The organism is Pantoea sp. IMH (assembly GCF_000599885.1).
Lineage (GTDB): Bacteria > Pseudomonadota > Gammaproteobacteria > Enterobacterales > Enterobacteriaceae > Erwinia.
The window spans coordinates 228,860-247,790 of sequence record NZ_JFGT01000002.1 but is presented as its reverse complement, the minus strand read 5'-3'; the positions used below and the strand labels follow the sequence as shown (position 1 = coordinate 247,790).

The window sequence follows — 18,931 nt, the reverse complement described above, 5'->3', positions numbered from 1 at the left end:
AGATTCTACGCTTCGTGGCCGGGTTTAAGAAGTGAATTTACGGCTTATGCACGCCTGAACTGTGCAGGGTTATCACGCCGTTTGTTCGTGTGTCTGTGTTTGCTGAACGAGAACCTGCAGTCCCACCTGCTTGTCAGCATGCCTTCAGCAACGGCGCCGGTTTTTAGCGGTCAGCCTCAGCAAAGTGTGCGTGGCTTCAAATATCTGTAAAACGCCTGACGGTAAAACTTGCATAGCTTACCGTGGACAGACGACACTAATTGAAACGTTTCAGCGTTATCGCCCGGCCCACTGGCATCACCGATAACGCTTTTTTTCTCACAGTAGCTGAAACGATTCAAATTCAGCAGCGAGGAGGCCTATGTTCCAGCTAGATCTGTCCGCTATTCATCCCGGCGCCTCAGCCGGTGATAAAGAGGAAGCCATCCGTCAGGTGGCAGCCGCACTGACCCGTGCGGGCAATGTGGGTGAGGGCTATGTCAACGGCATGCTTGCCCGCGAGCAGCAGACCTCAACTTACCTGGGTAATGGCATTGCTATTCCACATGGCACGACGGATACCCGCGACCTGGTCTTACAGACCGGCGTGCAGGTTTACCAATATCCGCAGGGCATTGCGTGGGGTGACGATCAGACGGCTTATGTGGTGATCGGAATTGCAGCAAAATCGGATGAACACCTCGCGCTGCTGCGTCAGTTGACCCATGTGCTGAGCGATGACAGCGTGGCAGAAGCGCTGAAGACGACAGATTCAGCTGAAATGCTGCGCAGCCTGCTGATGGGCGAAAAACAGGGCACGGAATTTAAGTTCGACGTCTCGCTGATTGCGACCGAGGTGGCCGCCAGCGATCTGATCACGCTACAGGCACTGAACGCCGGACGTCTGCAGCAGGCGGGCGCGGTGGATGCCGCTTTCGTCAGTAGTGTTATCTCCGCCCGCCCGCTCAACCTTGGGCAGGGCATCTGGCTGAGCGACAGCACTGAAGGCAATCTCGGCAGCGCGGTGGCCGTGAGCCGCAGCGCCGCACCTTTTGAGGTGGAAGGCGAAAAGGCAGCGCTGTTGATTACCGTGGCGGTTACCGATGAACAACCGCTGAAGGTGCTGAACTACCTGAGCGATCTGCTGAACAATCAGAAAGCCGGACGCCTGCTGACCGCTGACGCTGCAGGTATTCTGGCGCTGCTGACCAGTGAGGTTTCAGAACAGGCTGAAGTCCTGACTGAAGAGTTTACCATCCGTAATGAACACGGCCTGCATGCCCGTCCGGGTACTGCGCTGGTCAGCGTAATCAAACAGTTTAACTGCGACGTCACCGTCACCAATCTGGATGGCAGCGGCAAACCGGCCAACGGACGCAGCCTGATGAAAGTGGTTGCGCTGGGCGTGAAAAAAGGCCACCGCCTGCGCTTTAGCGCCAGCGGCGAAGACGCCCGTGCGGCGCTGGATGCCATTGGTGAAGCTATCGCTTCTGGTCTGGGCGAGGGCGCAGCATGAGCAGACGCGTAGCCACTATCACCCTCAATCCCGCCTACGATCTGGTGGGCTATACGCCTGAGATTGAGCGGGGAGAAGTCAATCTGGTTAAAACCACCGGCCTGCACGCCGCCGGAAAAGGTATTAACGTTGCCAAAGTACTGAAAGATTTAGGTATTGACGTAACGGTAGGCGGTTTTCTCGGAAAAGAGAATCAGGATGGCTTTCAGCATCTCTTCAGCGACTTAGGTATTGCGAACCGCTTCCAGGTGGTGGAAGGCCGTACCCGCATCAACGTTAAGCTGACCGAAAAGGATGGCGACGTTACCGATCTTAACTTTTCCGGTTTTGAGGTCACGGCACAGGACTGGGAGCGTTTCACCGCCGATTCACTGACCTGGCTTGGCCAGTTCGATATGGTCTGCGTCAGCGGCAGCTTGCCGGCCGGCGTCAATCCGGAGGCCTTTACCGAATGGATGAGCGCGCTGCGCAGCCAGTGCCCGTGCATTATCTTCGACAGTAGCCGCGAGGCGCTGGTTGCCGGACTGAAAGCGGCGCCCTGGCTGGTTAAGCCCAACCGGCGCGAACTGGAAATCTGGGCGGGTCGCAAGCTTCCCACCTTACAGGATGTGATTGAGGCCGCGCACGCGCTGCGCGAGCAGGGCATCGCTCACGTGGTGATTTCGCTCGGCGCGGAAGGCGCGCTGTGGGTGAATGCATCAGGCGAATGGATTGCCAAACCGCCCGCGTGTGAAGTGGTAAGCACGGTAGGGGCAGGGGATTCAATGGTTGGCGGGCTGATCTACGGCCTGCTGATGCGGGAGTCCAGCGAGCATACCCTGCGGCTTGCCACGGCTGTTGCGGCGCTGGCCGTCAGTCAGAGCAATGTTGGCGTTACCGATCGTACCCAGTTGGCCGCAATGATGGCGCGCGTCGACCTGGCACCTTTTAACTGACAGCAGGAGAGGCATAATGAAAACGCTGCTGATAATGGATCCTTCGCTGGGGCTGGCAACGGGCTATCTGGCAAAAAACAACCTGGCCGCGGCGGCAGGTAAACTGGGACTGACCCTGACCGATAACCTGGCCGAAGCGGACCGGATTATTGTGGCGGGCAAAACGGTGCCTGCTGGCGCCGGGCTGGACGGCAAGTCCGTCTATCTGGCGGATATTGAACAGCTTCTGCGCCAGCCGGAAACGGTACTCCAGGCTGCCCAGACCGAAGCCAAAGCCTGGCATGCGCCAGCGGAAGCGGCGCAAAGCACGCCGACTGCCGTATCGGCTGAGCAAAGACCTAAGCGCATCGTGGCGGTCACAGCCTGCCCGACCGGCGTGGCCCATACTTTTATGGCGGCGGAAGCGATAGATACCGAAGCCAAAAAGCGCGGCTGGTGGGTCAAGGTGGAAACCCGTGGTTCAGTCGGTGCCGGTAACGCGATCACGCCGGAAGAAGTGGCCGCCGCCGATCTGGTGATTGTGGCGGCGGATATTGAAGTTGACCTGGCGAAGTTTGCCGGTAAGCCGATGTACCGTACCTCAACCGGGCTGGCGCTGAAAAAAACCGCGCAGGAGCTGGATAAAGCTGTCGCGGAAGCCAGGCCTTATAAGCCTGAAGGTGGGCAGGCCACAGCTGAAGAAGGTAAGAAAGAGCGGGCGGGCGCTTACCGGCATCTGCTGACCGGCGTCTCCTATATGCTGCCGATGGTGGTGGCGGGTGGCCTGAGCATTGCGCTCTCCTTCGCCTTTGGTATTACCGCGTTTAAAGAAGAAGGCACGCTGGCCGCTGCGCTGATGCAGATTGGCGGCGGCAGCGCCTTTGCGCTGATGGTGCCGGTGCTGGCAGGCTTTATCGCTTTCTCCATCGCCGACCGTCCGGGCCTGACGCCTGGCCTGATTGGCGGCATGATCGCCACCAGCATCAACGCAGGCTTTCTTGGCGGCATTATCGCCGGTTTCATTGCCGGTTATGCAGCGAAGTTCCTGAGCTCGAAGGTGAAGCTGCCGCAAAGTATGGAAGCGCTCAAGCCTATTCTGATTATCCCGCTGGTCGCCAGCCTGATCACCGGCTTGCTGATGATTTACGTGGTCGGTACGCCGGTGGCGAAAATCATGGAAGGCCTGACGCACTGGCTGGCTAACATGGGTACCGCAAACGCCGTTCTGCTTGGGGCAATCCTGGGCGGCATGATGTGTACCGATATGGGCGGTCCGGTCAACAAAGTGGCCTATGCGTTTGGTGTGGGGCTTCTGAGTTCGCAAACCTACGCGCCGATGGCAGCCATTATGGCGGCAGGTATGGTGCCGCCGCTGGCGATGGGCTTGGCGACGCTGGTGGCCCGCCGGAAGTTTAATAAAGGCCAGCAGGAAGGTGGCAAAGCGGCACTGGTGCTGGGGCTCTGCTTTATCTCGGAAGGGGCAATTCCGTTTGCCGCCCGCGACCCGATGCGCGTACTGCCTTGCTGCATCGCTGGCGGCGCGCTGACTGGCGCTATCTCCATGTGGGTCGGCGCGAAACTGATGGCACCGCACGGTGGCCTGTTCGTGCTGCTGATTCCTGGTGCCATTACACCGGTTATCGGCTACCTGGTAGCGATTATTGCCGGAACGGCGGTGGCAGGTCTCGCTTATGCGTTGCTGAAGCGTCCTGAAGCGGAACTGGTGAAAGCCTGAGAATAGCGCAGTCACCACTGTGCGCTGAAACAAAAATCCCCCGTACTGCACGGGGGATTTTTTTTGCTTATTTACTCAGCGCAGGCGCCGCATACGGATCTGATTCTGAAGAGATAAAAAGTCTCCTGCCTGATAGTCCGGCCTCTGCTTTATGGCACCCGACTTTGTTCTTCTCTTTTCACGTTTCCCTGACTAACCAGCGGCGGGCAGCATGAAATAAAGCGCCCGCCTCGGGGGCTGGGGAAAGAGAGCAGGGCGCGTGGGCTTTCAGCACCGGAAGCGTCGCCGGCTCCCCGTTAACGCTGTTCTGACTTCAGCCAGGCGATTTCATCTTTCCAGATCGCAGGCTGTATCGTCTCCAGAATCAGAGGGATACCGTCGAAGCGGCTGTCCTTCATCAGCCAGCTGAACAGGGTTCTACCAATATTGCCTTCGCCCAGGCTGTGATGACGATCGACGCGGCTGGCGAACTGGCTTTTGGCATCATTCAGGTGCATACCGCGCAGGTAGCGGAAACCGACCACACGTTCAAATTCGTTGAAGGTTTTGACGCAATCCTCTTCCGTACGCAGATCGTATCCACCCGCGAAGGCGTGGCAGGTGTCGATGCAAACGCCGATGCGGGTTTTATCTTCCACACCGTCAATAATTTCAGCCAGATGCTCAAAGCGGAAGCCGAGATTGCTGCCCTGACCGGCGGTATTCTCAATCACCGCCGTCACGCCTTCCGTTTTATCCAGCACGATATTGATCGATTCGGCAATGCGCTTGAGACAGGCCGTTTCATCAATCTGATTCAGATGGCTGCCGGGATGGAAATTGAGCAGCGTGAGGCCCAGCTGCTGGCAGCGGACAATCTCATCCAGAAATGCCGTGCGCGACTTTGCCAGCGCCTCTTCTTCCGGATGTCCCAGGTTTATCAGAAAACTGTCGTGCGGCAGGATCTGGGCAGAGGTGTAGTGATATTTTTCGCAGGCGGCGCGAAAAGCGCTAATCACTGCCTCACTGAGCGGCGCGGCCCGCCACTGGCGTTGATTCTTGGTGAAGAGGGCAAACGCCGTGGCGTCCAGTTCATGTGCGCGAAGGACCGCCTGGTCCACGCCGCCGGCGGCGCTGACGTGGGCACCGATATATTTCATGCCGTTTCTCCTGTTAAGTTTCTGCATCCGGAGATGCGGGCGCGTCATGATAACCGCAAACCGCAGGAAGTTATGACAACAAATGCTGGACGATCAGATTGATTGCGCCGCCGCCGACGATCAGCCAGATAAACAGGATCAGACCCATCATCAGGGGTTTTATCCCGGCGCGCTTCACGGCGCTGGCGTGTGTCGTCAGACCCAGCGCAGCCATCGCCATCGCCAGCAGCAGGGTATCCAGCTGGTTAATGGTGTTGACCAGCGATGGCGGCAGCAGATGCAGCGAATTAAACAGTGCCACGCCGATAAAGATCAGGGCAAACCAGGGAAAAGTCATTTTTCCCGAGGTGCTGCCGTTTACGCTGGCGGTTGCTCTGATCCGGGCGCTGAGCAGCAGCAGGAAGGGGGCCAGCATCATGACGCGCAGCATTTTCGCAATCACCGCCGCGTTTTCCGTTTCCGGGCTGACGGCATGGCCTGCCGCCACAACTTGCGCCACTTCATGCATGGTGGAGCCGGTAAATACTCCCCATTCCGTCAGTGAAAGCGAGGGCCAGATAGCGCTGGCAAGCGGATAGAGCATGGGGTAGATAAAAATCGCCAGCGTACCGAAGATCACCACGGTCGAAATGGCTACCGCGACTTTTGACGGTTCCGCTTTGATCACCGGTTCCGTCGCCAGAATCGCTGCCGCGCCGCAGATGCTGCTACCGGCACCAATCAGCCAGACGGTATCCCGGTCCAGCCCAAAGAGACGTCGGCCCAGCCAGCAAGCGAGCAAAAATGTGGAGCTGAGCGTCAGCACATCGATCAGCACGCCGCTGATGCCAACATCAGCAATTTGCTGAACGGTGAGACGGAAACCGTACAGGATAATCCCTAACCGCAGCAGATATTGCTTGGCGAACAGCACACCAGCATCACAATGAGTGGCTAAGTGCGAATAAAAGGTGTTACCTATTACCATCCCAAACAGAATAGCCAGCGTCAGCGCACCGAGCCCCAGCGCGGCGATTTGCGGCAGACTGCCCAGCCAGAGTGCGGCGGCGGCGATGGCCAGCGCCAGCAGCAGACCAGGCAGGGGAGCGAGCGGTCCTGAAGCGTGGCGAGAGAGAGTGATTTCAGCCATAGCGTGTCTCCTTATGTAATAGCGGCAGTATGGGGAGAAATGGCTTAAAAGAGAAATTGATTATATATTTATAACTAACCACTATAAGTGATATGGAGTCCGGCATGTTCTGGCGATTGCGCAGATGGGTCAGCCTGTTTAAAAAAGATGTGCTTACGCTCTGGTACGCCTGCCGCGATCCCCGCACGCCGGGATGGATGCCGCTACTGGCGGGCGGACTGGGCGTGTATGCCTTCAGCCCGATCGATCTGATACCGGACCTGATTCCCCTGCTCGGCCTGGCGGACGATGCCATCATCGTTCCGCTGGGTATTCGCCTGCTGTTAAGGCTGCTGCCGGCGGGGGTCAGGTCGGCCAGCCAGCAGCAGGCCGAGCGGCAGCGGGCCAGGGGAAAAACCGCGATCAGCCGGTTTGCGATCCTGTGCGTAGTGCTGCTCTGGGGCGGCGTAATTGTCTATGTTATTCAGCATTATCTGGCATAAGGGACAGCGATGCACATTACCTTAAGGCAGCTGACAGTGTTCTGTGAGGTGCTGAAAAGCGGCTCGACCACGCAGGCGTCGCTGGGACTGGCGCTCTCGCAGTCGGCGGTCAGTGCAGCACTGGCCGATTTGGAAGGACAGCTTGGTGTTCAGCTGTTTGACCGCGTGGGAAAAAGGCTGGTAGTCAATGAGCATGGCCGGCTACTTTATCCGCGGGCGGTTGCGCTACTGGAACAGGCATCGGAAATAGAGATGCTCTTTCGTGAGGATAACGGTGCGTTGCGCGTTTACGCCAGCAGCACCATCGGTAACTACCTGCTGCCGGGCATGATGGCAGGCTGGCGACGAGATTATCCGGATCTGCCGCTTGAACTGAGCGTCGGCAACACGCTGGACGTGATCAATGCCGTAGCGGATTTCCGCGTCGATATCGGCCTGATCGAAGGTCCCTGTCATATGACGGATTTGATCAGCGAACCCTGGCTGGAGGATGAGCTGGTGGTCTTCGCCGCCCCCGGTTCGGCGATCTTTACTCAGCCGGTTACGCTGGCGTCACTGGCCAGCGCGCCCTGGATCCTGCGTGAGCATGGTTCCGGCACGCGGGAGATCGTTGACTATCAGCTGATGTCACATCTGCCGCAGTTCAGGCTGGCGATGGAGCTGGGGAATTCCGAGGCGATCAAACACGCCGTGCGTCACGGTATGGGTATCAGCTGCCTCTCTCGTCGGGTTGTTGAGGAGCAACTCACGCTCGGATCGCTGAAAGAGGTTGCCATACCGCTTCCAAAACTCACCCGTACGCTTTACCGCATCCATCACCGTCAGAAACACCTTTCCCGCTCACTGACGCGCTTTCTGAGCTACTGCACGGAATAAGCGGTTAAGGCCGGATGCGGACAATATCAGGCTGGCGCTTATAATCCGGCAGGGATCATGAAGCTATCTTATAACAGGCCTGAAATTCTGGTCCGTTGGGCGGAGTTTGTTACAATCGCGCATTATTTTTTCCAGGACGCAGCATTTCAAGATGGTTCAGGACACAAAAACAACACAACAACCTGCGCTAAGGCGTGAATTAAAGGCGCGTCATCTGACGATGATCGCCATTGGCGGTTCGATTGGCACCGGCTTATTTGTTGCCTCGGGCGCGACTATTTCTCAGGCGGGACCGGGCGGCGCGCTGCTCTCCTACGCGTTAATCGGCCTGATGGTCTATTTCCTGATGACCAGCCTCGGCGAACTGGCCGCATTTATGCCGGTCTCCGGCTCGTTTTCGACCTACGGCGCCAACTACGTTGAGGAAGGCTTCGGCTTCGCGCTGGGCTGGAACTACTGGTACAACTGGGCAGTTACCATCGCCGTTGACCTCGTCGCCTCGCAGCTGGTGATGACTTACTGGTTCCCCGACACGCCGGGCTGGATCTGGAGCGCACTGTTCCTTTGCCTGATCTTCCTGCTTAACTATATTTCGGTAAAAGGCTTTGGCGAAGCGGAATACTGGTTCTCGCTAATCAAAGTGGTCACCGTCATTATCTTTATCGCCGTCGGCGTGCTGATGATCACCGGTATCCTGCGCGGCGCAGAGACCGCGGGCTGGCAGAACTGGCAAATTGGTGATGCGCCTTTCTCAGGCGGTTTCTCAGCGATGATTGGCGTGGCGATGATAGTGGGTTTCTCTTTCCAGGGCACCGAACTGATCGGCATTGCCGCCGGTGAGTCTGAAGAGCCGGCCAAAAATATTCCGCGCGCGGTGCGGCAGGTGTTCTGGCGTATTCTGCTGTTTTATGTGTTCGCCATTCTGGTGATCAGCCTGATCATTCCTTATACCGATCCCAGCCTGCTGCGTAACGACGTGAAAGATATCAGCGTCAGTCCATTTACCCTGGTGTTCCAGCATGCCGGCCTGCTCTCGGCGGCGGCGGTCATGAATGCGGTGATCCTGACGGCGGTGCTTTCCGCCGGGAACTCCGGCATGTATGCCTCAACGCGAATGCTGTTTACCCTGGCGCGCGAAGGCAAAGCGCCACGCATTTTCGGCAAATTGTCTGAAGGCGGCGTGCCGCGCAATGCGCTTTACGCCACCACGGTAGTGGCGGGACTCTGCTTCCTGACCTCCATGTTTGGTAATCAGACCGTTTATCTCTGGCTGCTGAATACCTCCGGCATGACAGGGTTTATCGCCTGGCTTGGCATTGCCATCAGCCACTACCGTTTCCGACGCGGTTATGTCGCTCAGGGGCACGATCTGGCCGACCTGCCGTACCGCTCCGGTTTCTTCCCGCTTGGGCCAATTTTCGCCTTTGTGCTCTGCCTGATCATCACGCTCGGTCAGAACTATCAGGCTTTTCTGGCCGATCGCATTGACTGGTATGCGGTAGCGGCTACCTATATTGGTATTCCGCTGTTTCTGATCATCTGGTTTGGCTACAAGCTGACCCGGAAATCCCGCTTCGTGAAATACAGCGACATGACGTTTCCGACATTTACCAAATAATGTTATCGCTTCAGCTAAGGCGCGGATTCCGCGCCTTTTTTTTGCCTTTTACGGTATCGTCTTGCAGACGGAAAATCTGTCATAATGTGTGACAGATTTGATTGATAATGATTATCGTTTGCTTTATTGTTACTGCCGTAACTTTTCCGCCGCCGCCTCATCCCCGGGGCGTTCGCTGGGGTATTTCGGATTAACAGGTATTCACATGAGCGTAAGTCACGACACGACCCACTGCGCGGGTCAGCCACCTTTGCAGGGCACAATGGGGCGCTACCATCAGCTGCTGCGTTATCGCTTTATCATCATGGGCGTACTGCTGCTGGCCATCATCGCCTCACTGGTGCTCGATTTCACGCTTGGCCCGGCTGGACTTTCACTGGACGTTTTGTGGCAGGCGCTGCTGTCGCCAGAGCAGGTTGATGCGGGAACGCGGGTCATCGTCTGGGATATCCGTTTGCCTTATGCACTGATGGCGATCGTGGTCGGCCTGGCGCTGGGCCTTGCCGGCGCTGAAATGCAGACCATTCTGAATAACCCTCTTGCCAGCCCCTTTACCCTCGGTGTTTCTTCGGCTGCGGCGTTCGGCGCTGCGCTGGCTATCGTGCTGGGCATTGGCATTCCTGGCATACCCGGTCAGTGGTTTATTTCCGCCAACGCCTTTATTTTTGCGCTTTTTGCCGCCCTGATGCTCGACGGCATTACCCGCTGGACGCGCGTCGCCACCTCGGGCGTGGTGCTGTTTGGCATTGCGCTGGTGTTTACCTTTAACGCGCTGGTTTCGATGATGCAGTTTATCGCCAACGAAGATACGCTGCAGGGGCTGGTATTCTGGACGATGGGCAGCCTTGCCCGCGCCTCGTGGGAAAAGCTGGGCGTGCTGACGCTGGCGCTGGTCATCCTCGTGCCGTTTTCCATGATGAACTGCTGGAAGCTGACCGCGCTGCGTCTGGGTGAAGATCGCGCGGTGAGTTTCGGTATTGATGTGCGCCGTCTGCGGCTGGGAACGCTGCTGCGCATCAGCATGCTTTCCGCGCTGGCGGTCGCTTTTGTTGGCCCCATTGGCTTTATCGGCCTGGTAGCCCCGCACATCGCCCGGATGATTTTCGGCGAAGATCACCGTTTCTATCTGCCCGCAAGCGCGCTGACCGGCGCGCTTATTCTGTCGATGGCGTCAGTGGTGTCGAAAAACCTGATCCCGGGCGTCATTATTCCCGTCGGCATCGTTACGTCGCTGGTGGGCGTGCCGTTCTTTTTGAGTATCATTCTGCGTCACCGGGGGACTGTCTGATGAATGGGGTAGAAATCAGAGGCTTTCATACCGGTTATCCGAAACGCACTATTATCAACAACCTCAACGTGCCTCTGCTACCACGCGGCAAGATCACCGTGCTGCTGGGACCGAACGGCTGCGGCAAATCAACGTTGATGCGCGCGCTGGCGGGGCTGAATCGCGCTCAGGGCGAGCTGTGGCTGAACGGTGAAGATCTGATGGCGCTGCCGTTTGCTCGCCGCGCCGAACGGGTGGTCTATCTGCCGCAATCGCTGCCGGCAGGCGTGCACCTGCACGTGCTGGAGTCGATTATCGTTGCCCAGCGTGCTTCCGGTGGGCGCAGCAACGCGGCAAGTGAAGCGGAAGTGATGGCGCTGCTGGAACAGCTGGGCATTGCGCATCTGGCGCTAAGCTATCTCGATCAGCTTTCCGGCGGGCAGAAGCAACTGGTCGGCCTGGCGCAGTCCCTTATTCGTCGTCCGGATCTGTTATTACTGGATGAACCCCTGAGCGCGCTCGATTTAAATTATCAGTTTCACGTAATGGATTTAGTCCGGCGGGAAACCCAGCTGCGTAATATGGTTACCGTCGTCGTGGTGCACGATATTAATATTGCGCTTCGCCACGCCGAACATGTATTGATGCTGCAAAATGGCGAGTTAATTGCCGATGGATTACCGGAAGAGGTCATCACGCCCGCAAGTCTGGCGCGGGTCTATGGCGTGAGAGGCCGCATAGAGCGCTGCTCTCAGGGGACGCCGCAGGTGCTGATAGATGGTCTGGTCAGCGAACCCGCCATCTGAGCCAGTAAGTAAATAACGGAAGGTGTTAAGCCTTCCGTTAATATAAAAATAAATAACCGGAAACAATACCGGAAATAATGAGCGGAGATCACTCCGCCGTTTTCATGTGAGCAAAATAAATTATTCACGTTTGATTAAAGATATTGCGCCTCAAGGAGATCTAAATGTTCAGGTTGAATCCCATTGTCCGCTGTGGGCTCTGCGCGTCCGCGCTCGCCGTTACTTTTTCGGTTGCTGCAGCGGAGGGTCAGGCAGATGAAGATACGCTGGTTGTAACCGCCTCCGCCGTCGAAGTGAATCTGAAAGACGCCCCCGCCAGCATCAGCGTTATTACCGCTGAAGATATAAAGCGAAAGCCAGTACAGAATCTGCGGGACGTCCTGCGTGATGTGCCCGGCGTGCAGCTCACTAACGAGGGCGACAACCGCAAAGGCGTGAGCCTGCGCGGGCTGGACAGCAGCTATACGCTGATCCTGATAGACGGAAAGCGCGTCAATTCGCGCAACGCGGTATTCCGCCATAACGACTTCGACCTGAACTGGATCCCTGCCGACGCCATTGAGCGTATCGAAGTGGTGCGCGGCCCGATGTCTTCACTGTATGGCTCCGACGCCTTGGGCGGCGTGGTCAATATCATCACGCGTAAGGTAGGCAAAGCCTGGCACGGCATCCTGAGTGCGGATACGACGGTGCAGGAGCACCGCGATCGCGGCGACAGCTATAACGGTAACTTTTTTACCAGCGGCCCGATTATTGATGGCCTACTGGGCGTGAAGATGTACGGCAGCCTGGGCAAGCGCGAGAAGGATAGTCAGCAGGCTTCCTCCACCAGCGACAGCGGCCTGTCGCCACGCATTGAAGGCTATACCGCCCGCGACGGCAACGTTGAGTTTGCCCTGACGCCAACCGAAGATCAGGATATGACTTTCGGCTACGGTTTCGATCGTCAGGATCGTGATTCCGACTCACTGGATAAAAATCGCCTTGAGCGACAAAACTATTCCGTGGGCCATAACGGACGCTGGGGCTGGGGCAATACCGAGCTGCGCTTTTACGGCGACCGCGTGGATAATTACACCGGCGGTGACAATATCGTCGCCAAAAACAACTCGCTTGACGGTAAGCTGATTCTGCCGCTGGGTGATATTAACCAGTTGCTGACCTTTGGTGGTGAAGCCCGCCACGATAAACTGGAAGATCCGGTTAATTTGCAGGGTAGCGGTAGCACGTCGGCCAGCCAGTACGCGCTGTTTGTCGAAGATGAATGGCGGATATTCGACTCGCTGGCACTGACCACCGGCGTCCGTATGGACGATCACCAGACCTATGGCGATCACTGGAGCCCCCGTGCTTATCTGGTGTATAACGCCACCGATACGCTGACGGTGAAAGGCGGCTGGGCAAACGCCTTTAAAGCGCCGTCGCTTCTGCAACTGAGTCCTGACTGGCAGACGAACTCCTGCCGTGGCTCCTGTGCGGTGGTCGGCAGCAAAGATCTGAAACCTGAAACCAGCGAAAGCTTCGAGCTGGGCCTCTATTACGCGGGCGACGAGGGGTTACTGGATGGCGTTACCGGCAGCGTGACCGCATTCCAGAATAATATTGATGACATGATCAATATCGCGCGTACACCAAATGCGGCGCTTGCGCCGACCTACCCGAACTTTGTTGGCTTTGACGAAGATGGTAAAGCGATATTCCGCTATTACAACGTCAATAAGGCGCGCATCAACGGTGTGGAAACCGAGCTGAAAATCCCGTTCTCAGAAGCCTGGAAACTGACGCTCAATTACACCTATACCGACGGGCGTGACTTAAGCGATGGCGGCAACAAACCGCTGCAGGAGCTGCCGTTACATACCGCAAACGGTACGCTGGACTGGTCACCGCTTCAGGACTGGTCTTTCTATCTTCAGGCCAACTATAGCGGTCAGCGTCGTACGCTGAATAATGATGGCGTCACGCCGGGTGGCTATACGATCTGGAATACGGGAGCCAGCTGGCAGGTCAATAAAGCCGTTAAGATCAGGGCAGGGGTGCTTAATCTGGCGGATAAGGATCTGAACAGGGACGACTACAGCTATAACGAAGATGGTCGCCGTTACTTTGCGGCCGTTGACTATACGTTCTGATCAAAAAGCTGGCTGTCTGGCCTGAGGCGCGGGAGAGTGGGGCAGAAAGTTAAGCGGGCCACGCCATGGACGGTGTACCCCGGATTGCCAGGGAGGATGCCTTTTGTCTCTTTTCAATCTGCCCAGGTACCCATGTCTGCACCTTCCGGGTGCCTTTCCAGCCTTTCGCCTGTCCGTAAAACCCCCAGCCTGGCTGGGGGTTTTTACAGCTGTCAGCGTTTAGTTAGCTATCAGGATTTCAGTCGGTTACGCCAGCAGATAGCGGGCGTGAAAGCGCAGATGATCTTCCACAAAGCTGGAGATAAAGAAGTAGCTGTGATCGTAACCGGGCTGGATGCGCACATTTAGCGGAAATGCTTTTTCCTGGGCGATAGCTTCCAGCCGTTCCGGATGGAGCTGATCGGCCAGGAACTGATCGCTGTCACCCTGATCGATCAGCACCGGCAGCTGGTGCGTAGTCTGACGCATCAGCCAGCAGCTGTCATACTCGCACCACGCCTGCTCGTCGTCGCCAAGGTAGGCGCTGAAGGCTTTCTGTCCCCAGGGCACTTCCGCCGGATTGACGATAGGGGCAAACGCCGAGGCCGAGGCATATTTATCCGGATTGCGCAGCGCCAGCATGATAGCGCCATGGCCGCCCATCGAGTGACCCATAATCGCCTGACGATCGCTGATGTGAAAGTTATCCGCAATCAGCGCGGGTAGCTCATCACTGATGTAATCATACATGCGAAAATGCGTGTTCCAGGGTGCCTGAGTCGCATTCAGATAAAATCCGGCGCCCTGACCGAGATCGTAGCTTTCATCATCCGCTACCGCGTCGCCACGCGGGCTGGTATCCGGCATCACCAGAACCAGTCCCAGCTCCGCCGCGATGCGCTGCGCGCCCGACTTGGTCGCGAAATTTTCGTCGCTACAGGTCAGGCCGGCGAGGCACCAGACCACCGGCGGCGGCGTTTCCTGCCTGGGATGCGGCAGGAAAATGCTGAAGGTCATCTCGCAGTTCAGCGCGACCGAGCGGTGCCGGTAGCGCTGCTGCCAGCCGCCAAACTGGCGATGTTCCTCTAAAAGCTCCAGTGTCGATGCCATTTATCCTCCTGATTATTTGCGGAAATGCACCACGGAACGGATCGATTTGCCTTCATGCATCAGATCAAAGGCGTCATTAATCTCTTCCAGCGGCATGGTATGCGTAATGAAATCGTTCAGCTGGAACTCGCCATCCATATAGCGCTGAACGATGCCCGGCAGCTCGCTACGGCCCTTAACGCCGCCAAACGCCGAGCCGCGCCAGACGCGTCCGGTGACCAGTTGGAAAGGTCGGGTGGCGATCTCTTCACCAGCCCCTGCCACGCCAATAATGACCGATTCGCCCCAGCCTTTATGGCAGCACTCCAGCGCTGAACGCATCACATCCACGTTACCAATACATTCGAAGGAGAAGTCCACGCCGCCGTCGGTCATCTCGACAATCACGTCCTGAATCGGCTTATCAAAATCCTTTGGATTGACCAGATCGGTTGCTCCCAGCTTGGTCGCGAGATCGTATTTGCTGGTATTGATATCAACGCCGATGATACGGCCCGCTTTGGCCATTTTGGCCCCGATGATTGCGGAAAGCCCGATGCCGCCGAGGCCGAAGATCGCCACGGTATCGCCTTCTTTCACTTTGGCAGTATTCATCACGGCGCCCATGCCGGTGGTCACGCCGCAACCAAGCAGGCAGACTTCTTCCAGCGGCGCTTCTTTACCGATCACCGCCAGGGAAATTTCCGGGATAACGGTGTATTCAGAGAAGGTTGAAGTGCCCATATAGTGAAAAATAGGCTTGCCGTCTTTATAGAAACGGGTGGTGCCATCTGGCATCAGTCCCTTGCCCTGCGTAGTGCGGATCGCCTGACAGAGGTTGGTTTTACCTGAGAGACAGAACTTACATTTGCCACATTCTGGCGTATATAACGGGATCACATGGTCGCCAACGGCAACGCTGGTAACGCCTTCGCCTACTGCCTCAACGATACCGCCCCCTTCATGGCCGAGGATCGCTGGAAAAACGCCCTCAGGGTCTTTACCCGACAGCGTATAGGCGTCGGTATGGCAGACGCCGGTTGCCACGATGCGCACCAGCACTTCGCCTTTCTGTGGCGGCATCAAATCCACTTCTTCAATTTTTAAGGGTTCACCGGCGGCCCAGGCAACAGCGGCGCGAGTTTTGATCATCTGCATAACAATTCTCTTTTGTTGTAAAGTGGTCCGGCAACGTTTAACGATAACGCCCGGCTAGGGTGATTTGTGATGTCTGGTCGTAAAAGATGACGGCAGGTCATCATGCTCTGACGCCGCATCGGTCTGTTCAATAATAAGATATTTCAGCGCTTCCACGTTGGGCGTAAACCCATCGCGACGCCAGACCAGCCAGGTGGCCGCGTCGGCAATGGATTCCGGCAGGGCGTGGCGAAGAATGCTGCTGGCGGGCAGCTGGTTCAGTACCGATTCCGGCATCAGCGCCACGCCTGCGCCGCTGGCCACACAGGCCAGCATGGCGTGATAGGACTGAATTTCCATAAAGGGGCCAGGCTGCGCGCCGCCGCTGCGAAACCAGCTTTCCAGACGCTGCCGCCAGGCGCAGCCCGATCTGAAGGTAAACAGCGTATCACCAGCCGCATCGGCGGGTTCAGCGATTGGCAAATGGTCGCGGCTTGAAATCAGGATCAGTTTCTCGCGAAAGGCGACGCAGCTGTTCAGCTCATCCGCGGTCGCCGGTCCGTCGGCCAGTGCCGCGGCAAGTTTTCCCTCGCGGACATCCTTTATGATCTCCGTCGAGGTGCCGGTTACCAGCGACAGCGCGACGTCGGGATAGCGCTGATGGTAGGCGGCAAGCAGCCCGGGAAGGTGCGTCGCAGCGGTGCTCTCCATCGAGCCCAGCGCAAAGTTGCCGCCAGGCTCGCCGCTTTGGGCCATGCGCATCGCTTCGTCACTCAGCGCAAGAATACGCTGGGCATAGCAGAGAAAATTATGGCCCATCGGCGACAGGCGCAGGCGCTGCTTTTCGCGGATAAACAGATCGGTTCCAAGCTCATGCTCAAGCTGCCGCAGGCGTGTCGTCAGGTTAGACGGCACACGATGCAGCACTTCCGCGGCACGCACCAGTGAACCGGTTTCGGCCACCAGGCAGAACATTTTCAGCTGGGTTAAATCCATCTGTTCTCTTTTTGTAAGTAAGTTGATCAGGATTATTCACTTTTCGTAAGTGTAGCCATCCGGCATGATAGTCGCAACCATTTATCAAAATGAATCGCTGATAGGGAAGAAAGGGGTGAACAAAATATGGCTTTTCGCGTCGCGCTGAGTGCATTTTTAACGCTGGTTGTGGCGATGGGGATTGGCCGTTTCGCCTTTACCCCGCAGGTGCCGCTGATGATTGCTGAAGATCAGCTTACGCTGACCAGCGCGGGCGTCGTGGCCGCCTTTAACTACCTGGGCTATCTCTGCGGCTCTTTTAATGCCATGCGGGCCACCCGTCACGTTGAGTGGCGGCTTCAGGCGGGACTGTGGGGGGCGGTGGTGCTCACGCTACTTTCTGCCTGCCTGACCGGCCCCTGGCTGCACGGCGTGCTGCGGTTCTTTATTGGCTGGGCCAGCGGCTGGGCCATGGTACTGGTCGCCGCCTGGAGCAACGACCAGCTGCACCGGCTGGGGCGGGCAGGGCTGAGCGCGGCGGTCTTTGCCGGACCCGGCACCGGCATTTTCATCAGTGGCATGCTGGCGGTGCTGTTACACAGCCAGCAAATCACGGCCGCCTGGGCGTGGATCGCCTATGGCCTGCTGGCCCTTGTGCTGGTTCTGCCGGTGGCCCGTAATCTGCCGCGCCGGGGAGAACTGCATCGTCCCGAAACAGCGCCCGAGCCGCTGATGCTGACGCCCGGCCTGAAAAAGCTGGTCTGGAGCTACAGCCTGGCTGGGTTCGGTTATATTTTGCCGGCCACTTTTCTTTCACAAATGGCCGCAGCCCGCTTCCCGGACAGCCCGTTTGCCCAGTTTGTCTGGCCTGTATTTGGCGGCGCGGCGGTGATTGGCATCGGCCTGGGGATTCTGATGCGCCGTCGGGGCAGCGCCAACGTTCGCCTGGCGATTACCCTGTGGGCGCAGGCTGCTGGCGTCTTCTGTGCGGATGCCATCCCCGGCCTGAGCGGGCTGGTGCTGGGTGCCGTTCTGGTGGGCGGAGGGTTTCTGAGCGTGGTGCAGCTTTCACTGCAATATGGCCGCGAACTGGCACCGCGTCACACCCGCTATCTGGCCGGTCTGCTGACCACTGGTTATGCGGTGGGCCAGCTGGTGGGGCCACTGCTCTCCGCGCTTTCCACCTCGCTGACCCACAGGCTGGAGCCTGCGCTCTACGTGGCAGGCGTGGGACTGCTGATCGCGGGGGCGCTGGTCTGGCGGCGTGACCCGGCGGCGGAATGAAACTGTTTCACCGGCGTTTAAATTGATTCGCTGGATTAACGGGGCATTGTGTACCAGAATAGCGCCTCAGAAATAAGGCCGGTTCCACAGGGATCGGTAAGTCACCTGCTGGAGAAGAAATCACCATGGCTACGTTAAGTCAGGAAGCCGCACTGGTTCACGAAGCGCTGCTTGCCCGTGGATTGGAAACCCCATTACGCGCCCCGGCGCGGGAAATGGATGACGAAACGCGTAAGCGTCTGATCGCGGAGCATATGACCGAAATTATGCAGCTGCTGAATCTCGATCTGACCGACGACAGCCTGGTGGAAACGCCGCACCGCATCGCCAAAATGTACGTTGACGAGGTTTTTTCGGGGCTGGATTACGCCAATTTCCCCAAAATCACCGTGATCGAAAATAAGATGAAGGTAGATGAAATGGTGACGGTGCGTGAAATCACGCTGACCAGCACCTGCGAACACCATTTCGTGATAATCGATGGTAAAGCGACGGTTGCCTATATCCCGAAAGATAAAGTCATTGGCCTGTCGAAAATTAACCGCATCGTGCAGTTCTTTTCCTCTCGTCCGCAGGTGCAGGAACGGCTTACTCAGCAAATCCTGGTGGCGCTGCAAACGCTTCTGGGCACCAATAATGTGGCTGTCTCCATCGATGCGGTGCACTATTGCGTGAAGGCGCGCGGTATCCGTGACGCGACCAGCGCCACCACGACCACCTCGCTGGGCGGCCTGTTCAAGTCCAGCCAGAATACCCGCCAGGAGTTTCTGCGCTCGGTACGCCACAGCTGATTAACCGGCAGGATCGCCCCCTGCCGCCGTGAAGTAAAACGTCGCCGCCAGAGCGGAAAGATTGACTGGACATGGGAAAGCGT

The 18,931-nt window shown here is 57.4% G+C and carries 16 protein-coding genes; 11 read left to right on the top strand and 5 right to left on the bottom strand.

Going from position 1 to position 18,931, the window contains the following annotated elements; all coding sequences use genetic code 11:
- The first annotated feature begins 361 nt into the window (after nt 1–361).
- The 3 genes from fruB to fruA are packed head-to-tail and all read left to right on the top strand — an operon-like array spanning nt 362 to nt 4,144.
- Complete coding sequence (gene fruB, locus EA20_RS0101230) at nt 362–1,495, top strand: fused PTS fructose transporter subunit IIA/HPr protein (RefSeq protein WP_024965095.1); 1,134 nt, start codon at nt 362–364, stop codon at nt 1,493–1,495.
- A complete protein-coding gene (gene fruK, locus EA20_RS0101225; protein WP_024965094.1) occupies nt 1,492–2,430 on the top strand; it encodes a 1-phosphofructokinase in 939 nt (312 codons plus the stop codon). Before fruB ends, fruK begins: the two co-directional genes overlap by 4 nt.
- A gap of 16 nt (nt 2,431–2,446) precedes the next feature.
- Nucleotides 2,447–4,144 (top strand): PTS fructose transporter subunit IIBC, encoded by a 1,698-nt coding sequence (gene fruA, locus EA20_RS0101220; protein ID WP_024965093.1) that lies wholly within the window; start codon nt 2,447–2,449, stop codon nt 4,142–4,144.
- A gap of 296 nt (nt 4,145–4,440) precedes the next feature.
- Here the strand turns inward: fruA and nfo are convergent, their stop codons facing one another.
- On the bottom strand, nt 4,441–5,283 hold the full coding sequence (gene nfo, locus EA20_RS0101215; protein ID WP_024965092.1) for a deoxyribonuclease IV: 843 nt from the start codon (nt 5,281–5,283) through the stop codon (nt 4,441–4,443).
- 70 nt (nt 5,284–5,353) lie between these two features.
- Nucleotides 5,354–6,412: a YeiH family putative sulfate export transporter gene (locus tag EA20_RS0101210; protein ID WP_024965091.1), complete on the bottom strand. Its 1,059-nt coding sequence runs from the start codon at nt 6,410–6,412 to the stop codon at nt 5,354–5,356.
- A gap of 104 nt (nt 6,413–6,516) precedes the next feature.
- Here EA20_RS0101210 and EA20_RS0101205 point away from each other — a divergent pair, with 104 nt between their 5' ends.
- The 6 genes from EA20_RS0101205 (at nt 6,517) to cirA (ending at nt 13,593) form a co-directional block, all read left to right on the top strand.
- The gene (locus EA20_RS0101205) at nt 6,517–6,894 is read left to right on the top strand and encodes a YkvA family protein (RefSeq protein WP_024965090.1); all 378 of its coding nucleotides are present in this window, start codon (nt 6,517–6,519) and stop codon (nt 6,892–6,894) included.
- A 9-nt stretch (nt 6,895–6,903) separates the two neighbouring features.
- Nucleotides 6,904–7,770 (top strand): DNA-binding transcriptional regulator YeiE, encoded by an 867-nt coding sequence (gene yieE, locus EA20_RS0101200; RefSeq protein WP_024965089.1) that lies wholly within the window; start codon nt 6,904–6,906, stop codon nt 7,768–7,770.
- 151 nt (nt 7,771–7,921) lie between these two features.
- A complete protein-coding gene (locus tag EA20_RS0101195; RefSeq protein WP_024965088.1) occupies nt 7,922–9,388 on the top strand; it encodes an amino acid permease in 1,467 nt (488 codons plus the stop codon).
- A 205-nt stretch (nt 9,389–9,593) separates the two neighbouring features.
- The gene (locus EA20_RS0101190) at nt 9,594–10,676 is read left to right on the top strand and encodes an iron ABC transporter permease (RefSeq protein ID WP_024965087.1); all 1,083 of its coding nucleotides are present in this window, start codon (nt 9,594–9,596) and stop codon (nt 10,674–10,676) included.
- Nucleotides 10,676–11,461: an ABC transporter ATP-binding protein gene (locus EA20_RS0101185; protein ID WP_038381464.1), complete on the top strand. Its 786-nt coding sequence runs from the start codon at nt 10,676–10,678 to the stop codon at nt 11,459–11,461. The genes EA20_RS0101190 and EA20_RS0101185 overlap by 1 nt, the downstream gene beginning before the upstream one ends.
- Before the next feature lie 164 nt (nt 11,462–11,625).
- The gene (gene cirA / locus EA20_RS0101180; RefSeq protein WP_024965085.1) at nt 11,626–13,593 is read left to right on the top strand and encodes a catecholate siderophore receptor CirA; all 1,968 of its coding nucleotides are present in this window, start codon (nt 11,626–11,628) and stop codon (nt 13,591–13,593) included.
- A 246-nt stretch (nt 13,594–13,839) separates the two neighbouring features.
- Here the strand turns inward: cirA and fghA are convergent, their stop codons facing one another.
- Genes fghA through EA20_RS0101165 form a run of 3 tightly spaced genes read right to left on the bottom strand, consistent with a single transcriptional unit; the run spans nt 13,840 to nt 16,794 of the window.
- Nucleotides 13,840–14,682, bottom strand: coding sequence for an S-formylglutathione hydrolase (gene fghA / locus EA20_RS0101175; RefSeq protein WP_024965084.1), 843 nt, complete (start codon nt 14,680–14,682; stop codon nt 13,840–13,842).
- A gap of 12 nt (nt 14,683–14,694) precedes the next feature.
- Nucleotides 14,695–15,819, bottom strand: a complete 1,125-nt coding sequence (locus EA20_RS0101170) for an S-(hydroxymethyl)glutathione dehydrogenase/class III alcohol dehydrogenase (protein WP_024965083.1) — start codon at nt 15,817–15,819, stop codon at nt 14,695–14,697.
- A 54-nt stretch (nt 15,820–15,873) separates the two neighbouring features.
- Nucleotides 15,874–16,794, bottom strand: coding sequence for a LysR family transcriptional regulator (locus tag EA20_RS0101165; protein ID WP_024965082.1), 921 nt, complete (start codon nt 16,792–16,794; stop codon nt 15,874–15,876).
- Nucleotides 16,795–16,920: 126 nt separating this feature from the next.
- Here EA20_RS0101165 and EA20_RS0101160 point away from each other — a divergent pair, with 126 nt between their 5' ends.
- Both EA20_RS0101160 and folE read left to right on the top strand, forming a co-directional pair.
- Nucleotides 16,921–18,057, top strand: a complete 1,137-nt coding sequence (locus EA20_RS0101160; protein WP_024965081.1) for a YbfB/YjiJ family MFS transporter — start codon at nt 16,921–16,923, stop codon at nt 18,055–18,057.
- A 125-nt stretch (nt 18,058–18,182) separates the two neighbouring features.
- Nucleotides 18,183–18,848, top strand: coding sequence for a GTP cyclohydrolase I FolE (folE, locus tag EA20_RS0101155; RefSeq protein WP_024965080.1), 666 nt, complete (start codon nt 18,183–18,185; stop codon nt 18,846–18,848).
- Nucleotides 18,849–18,931 lie beyond the last annotated feature (83 nt).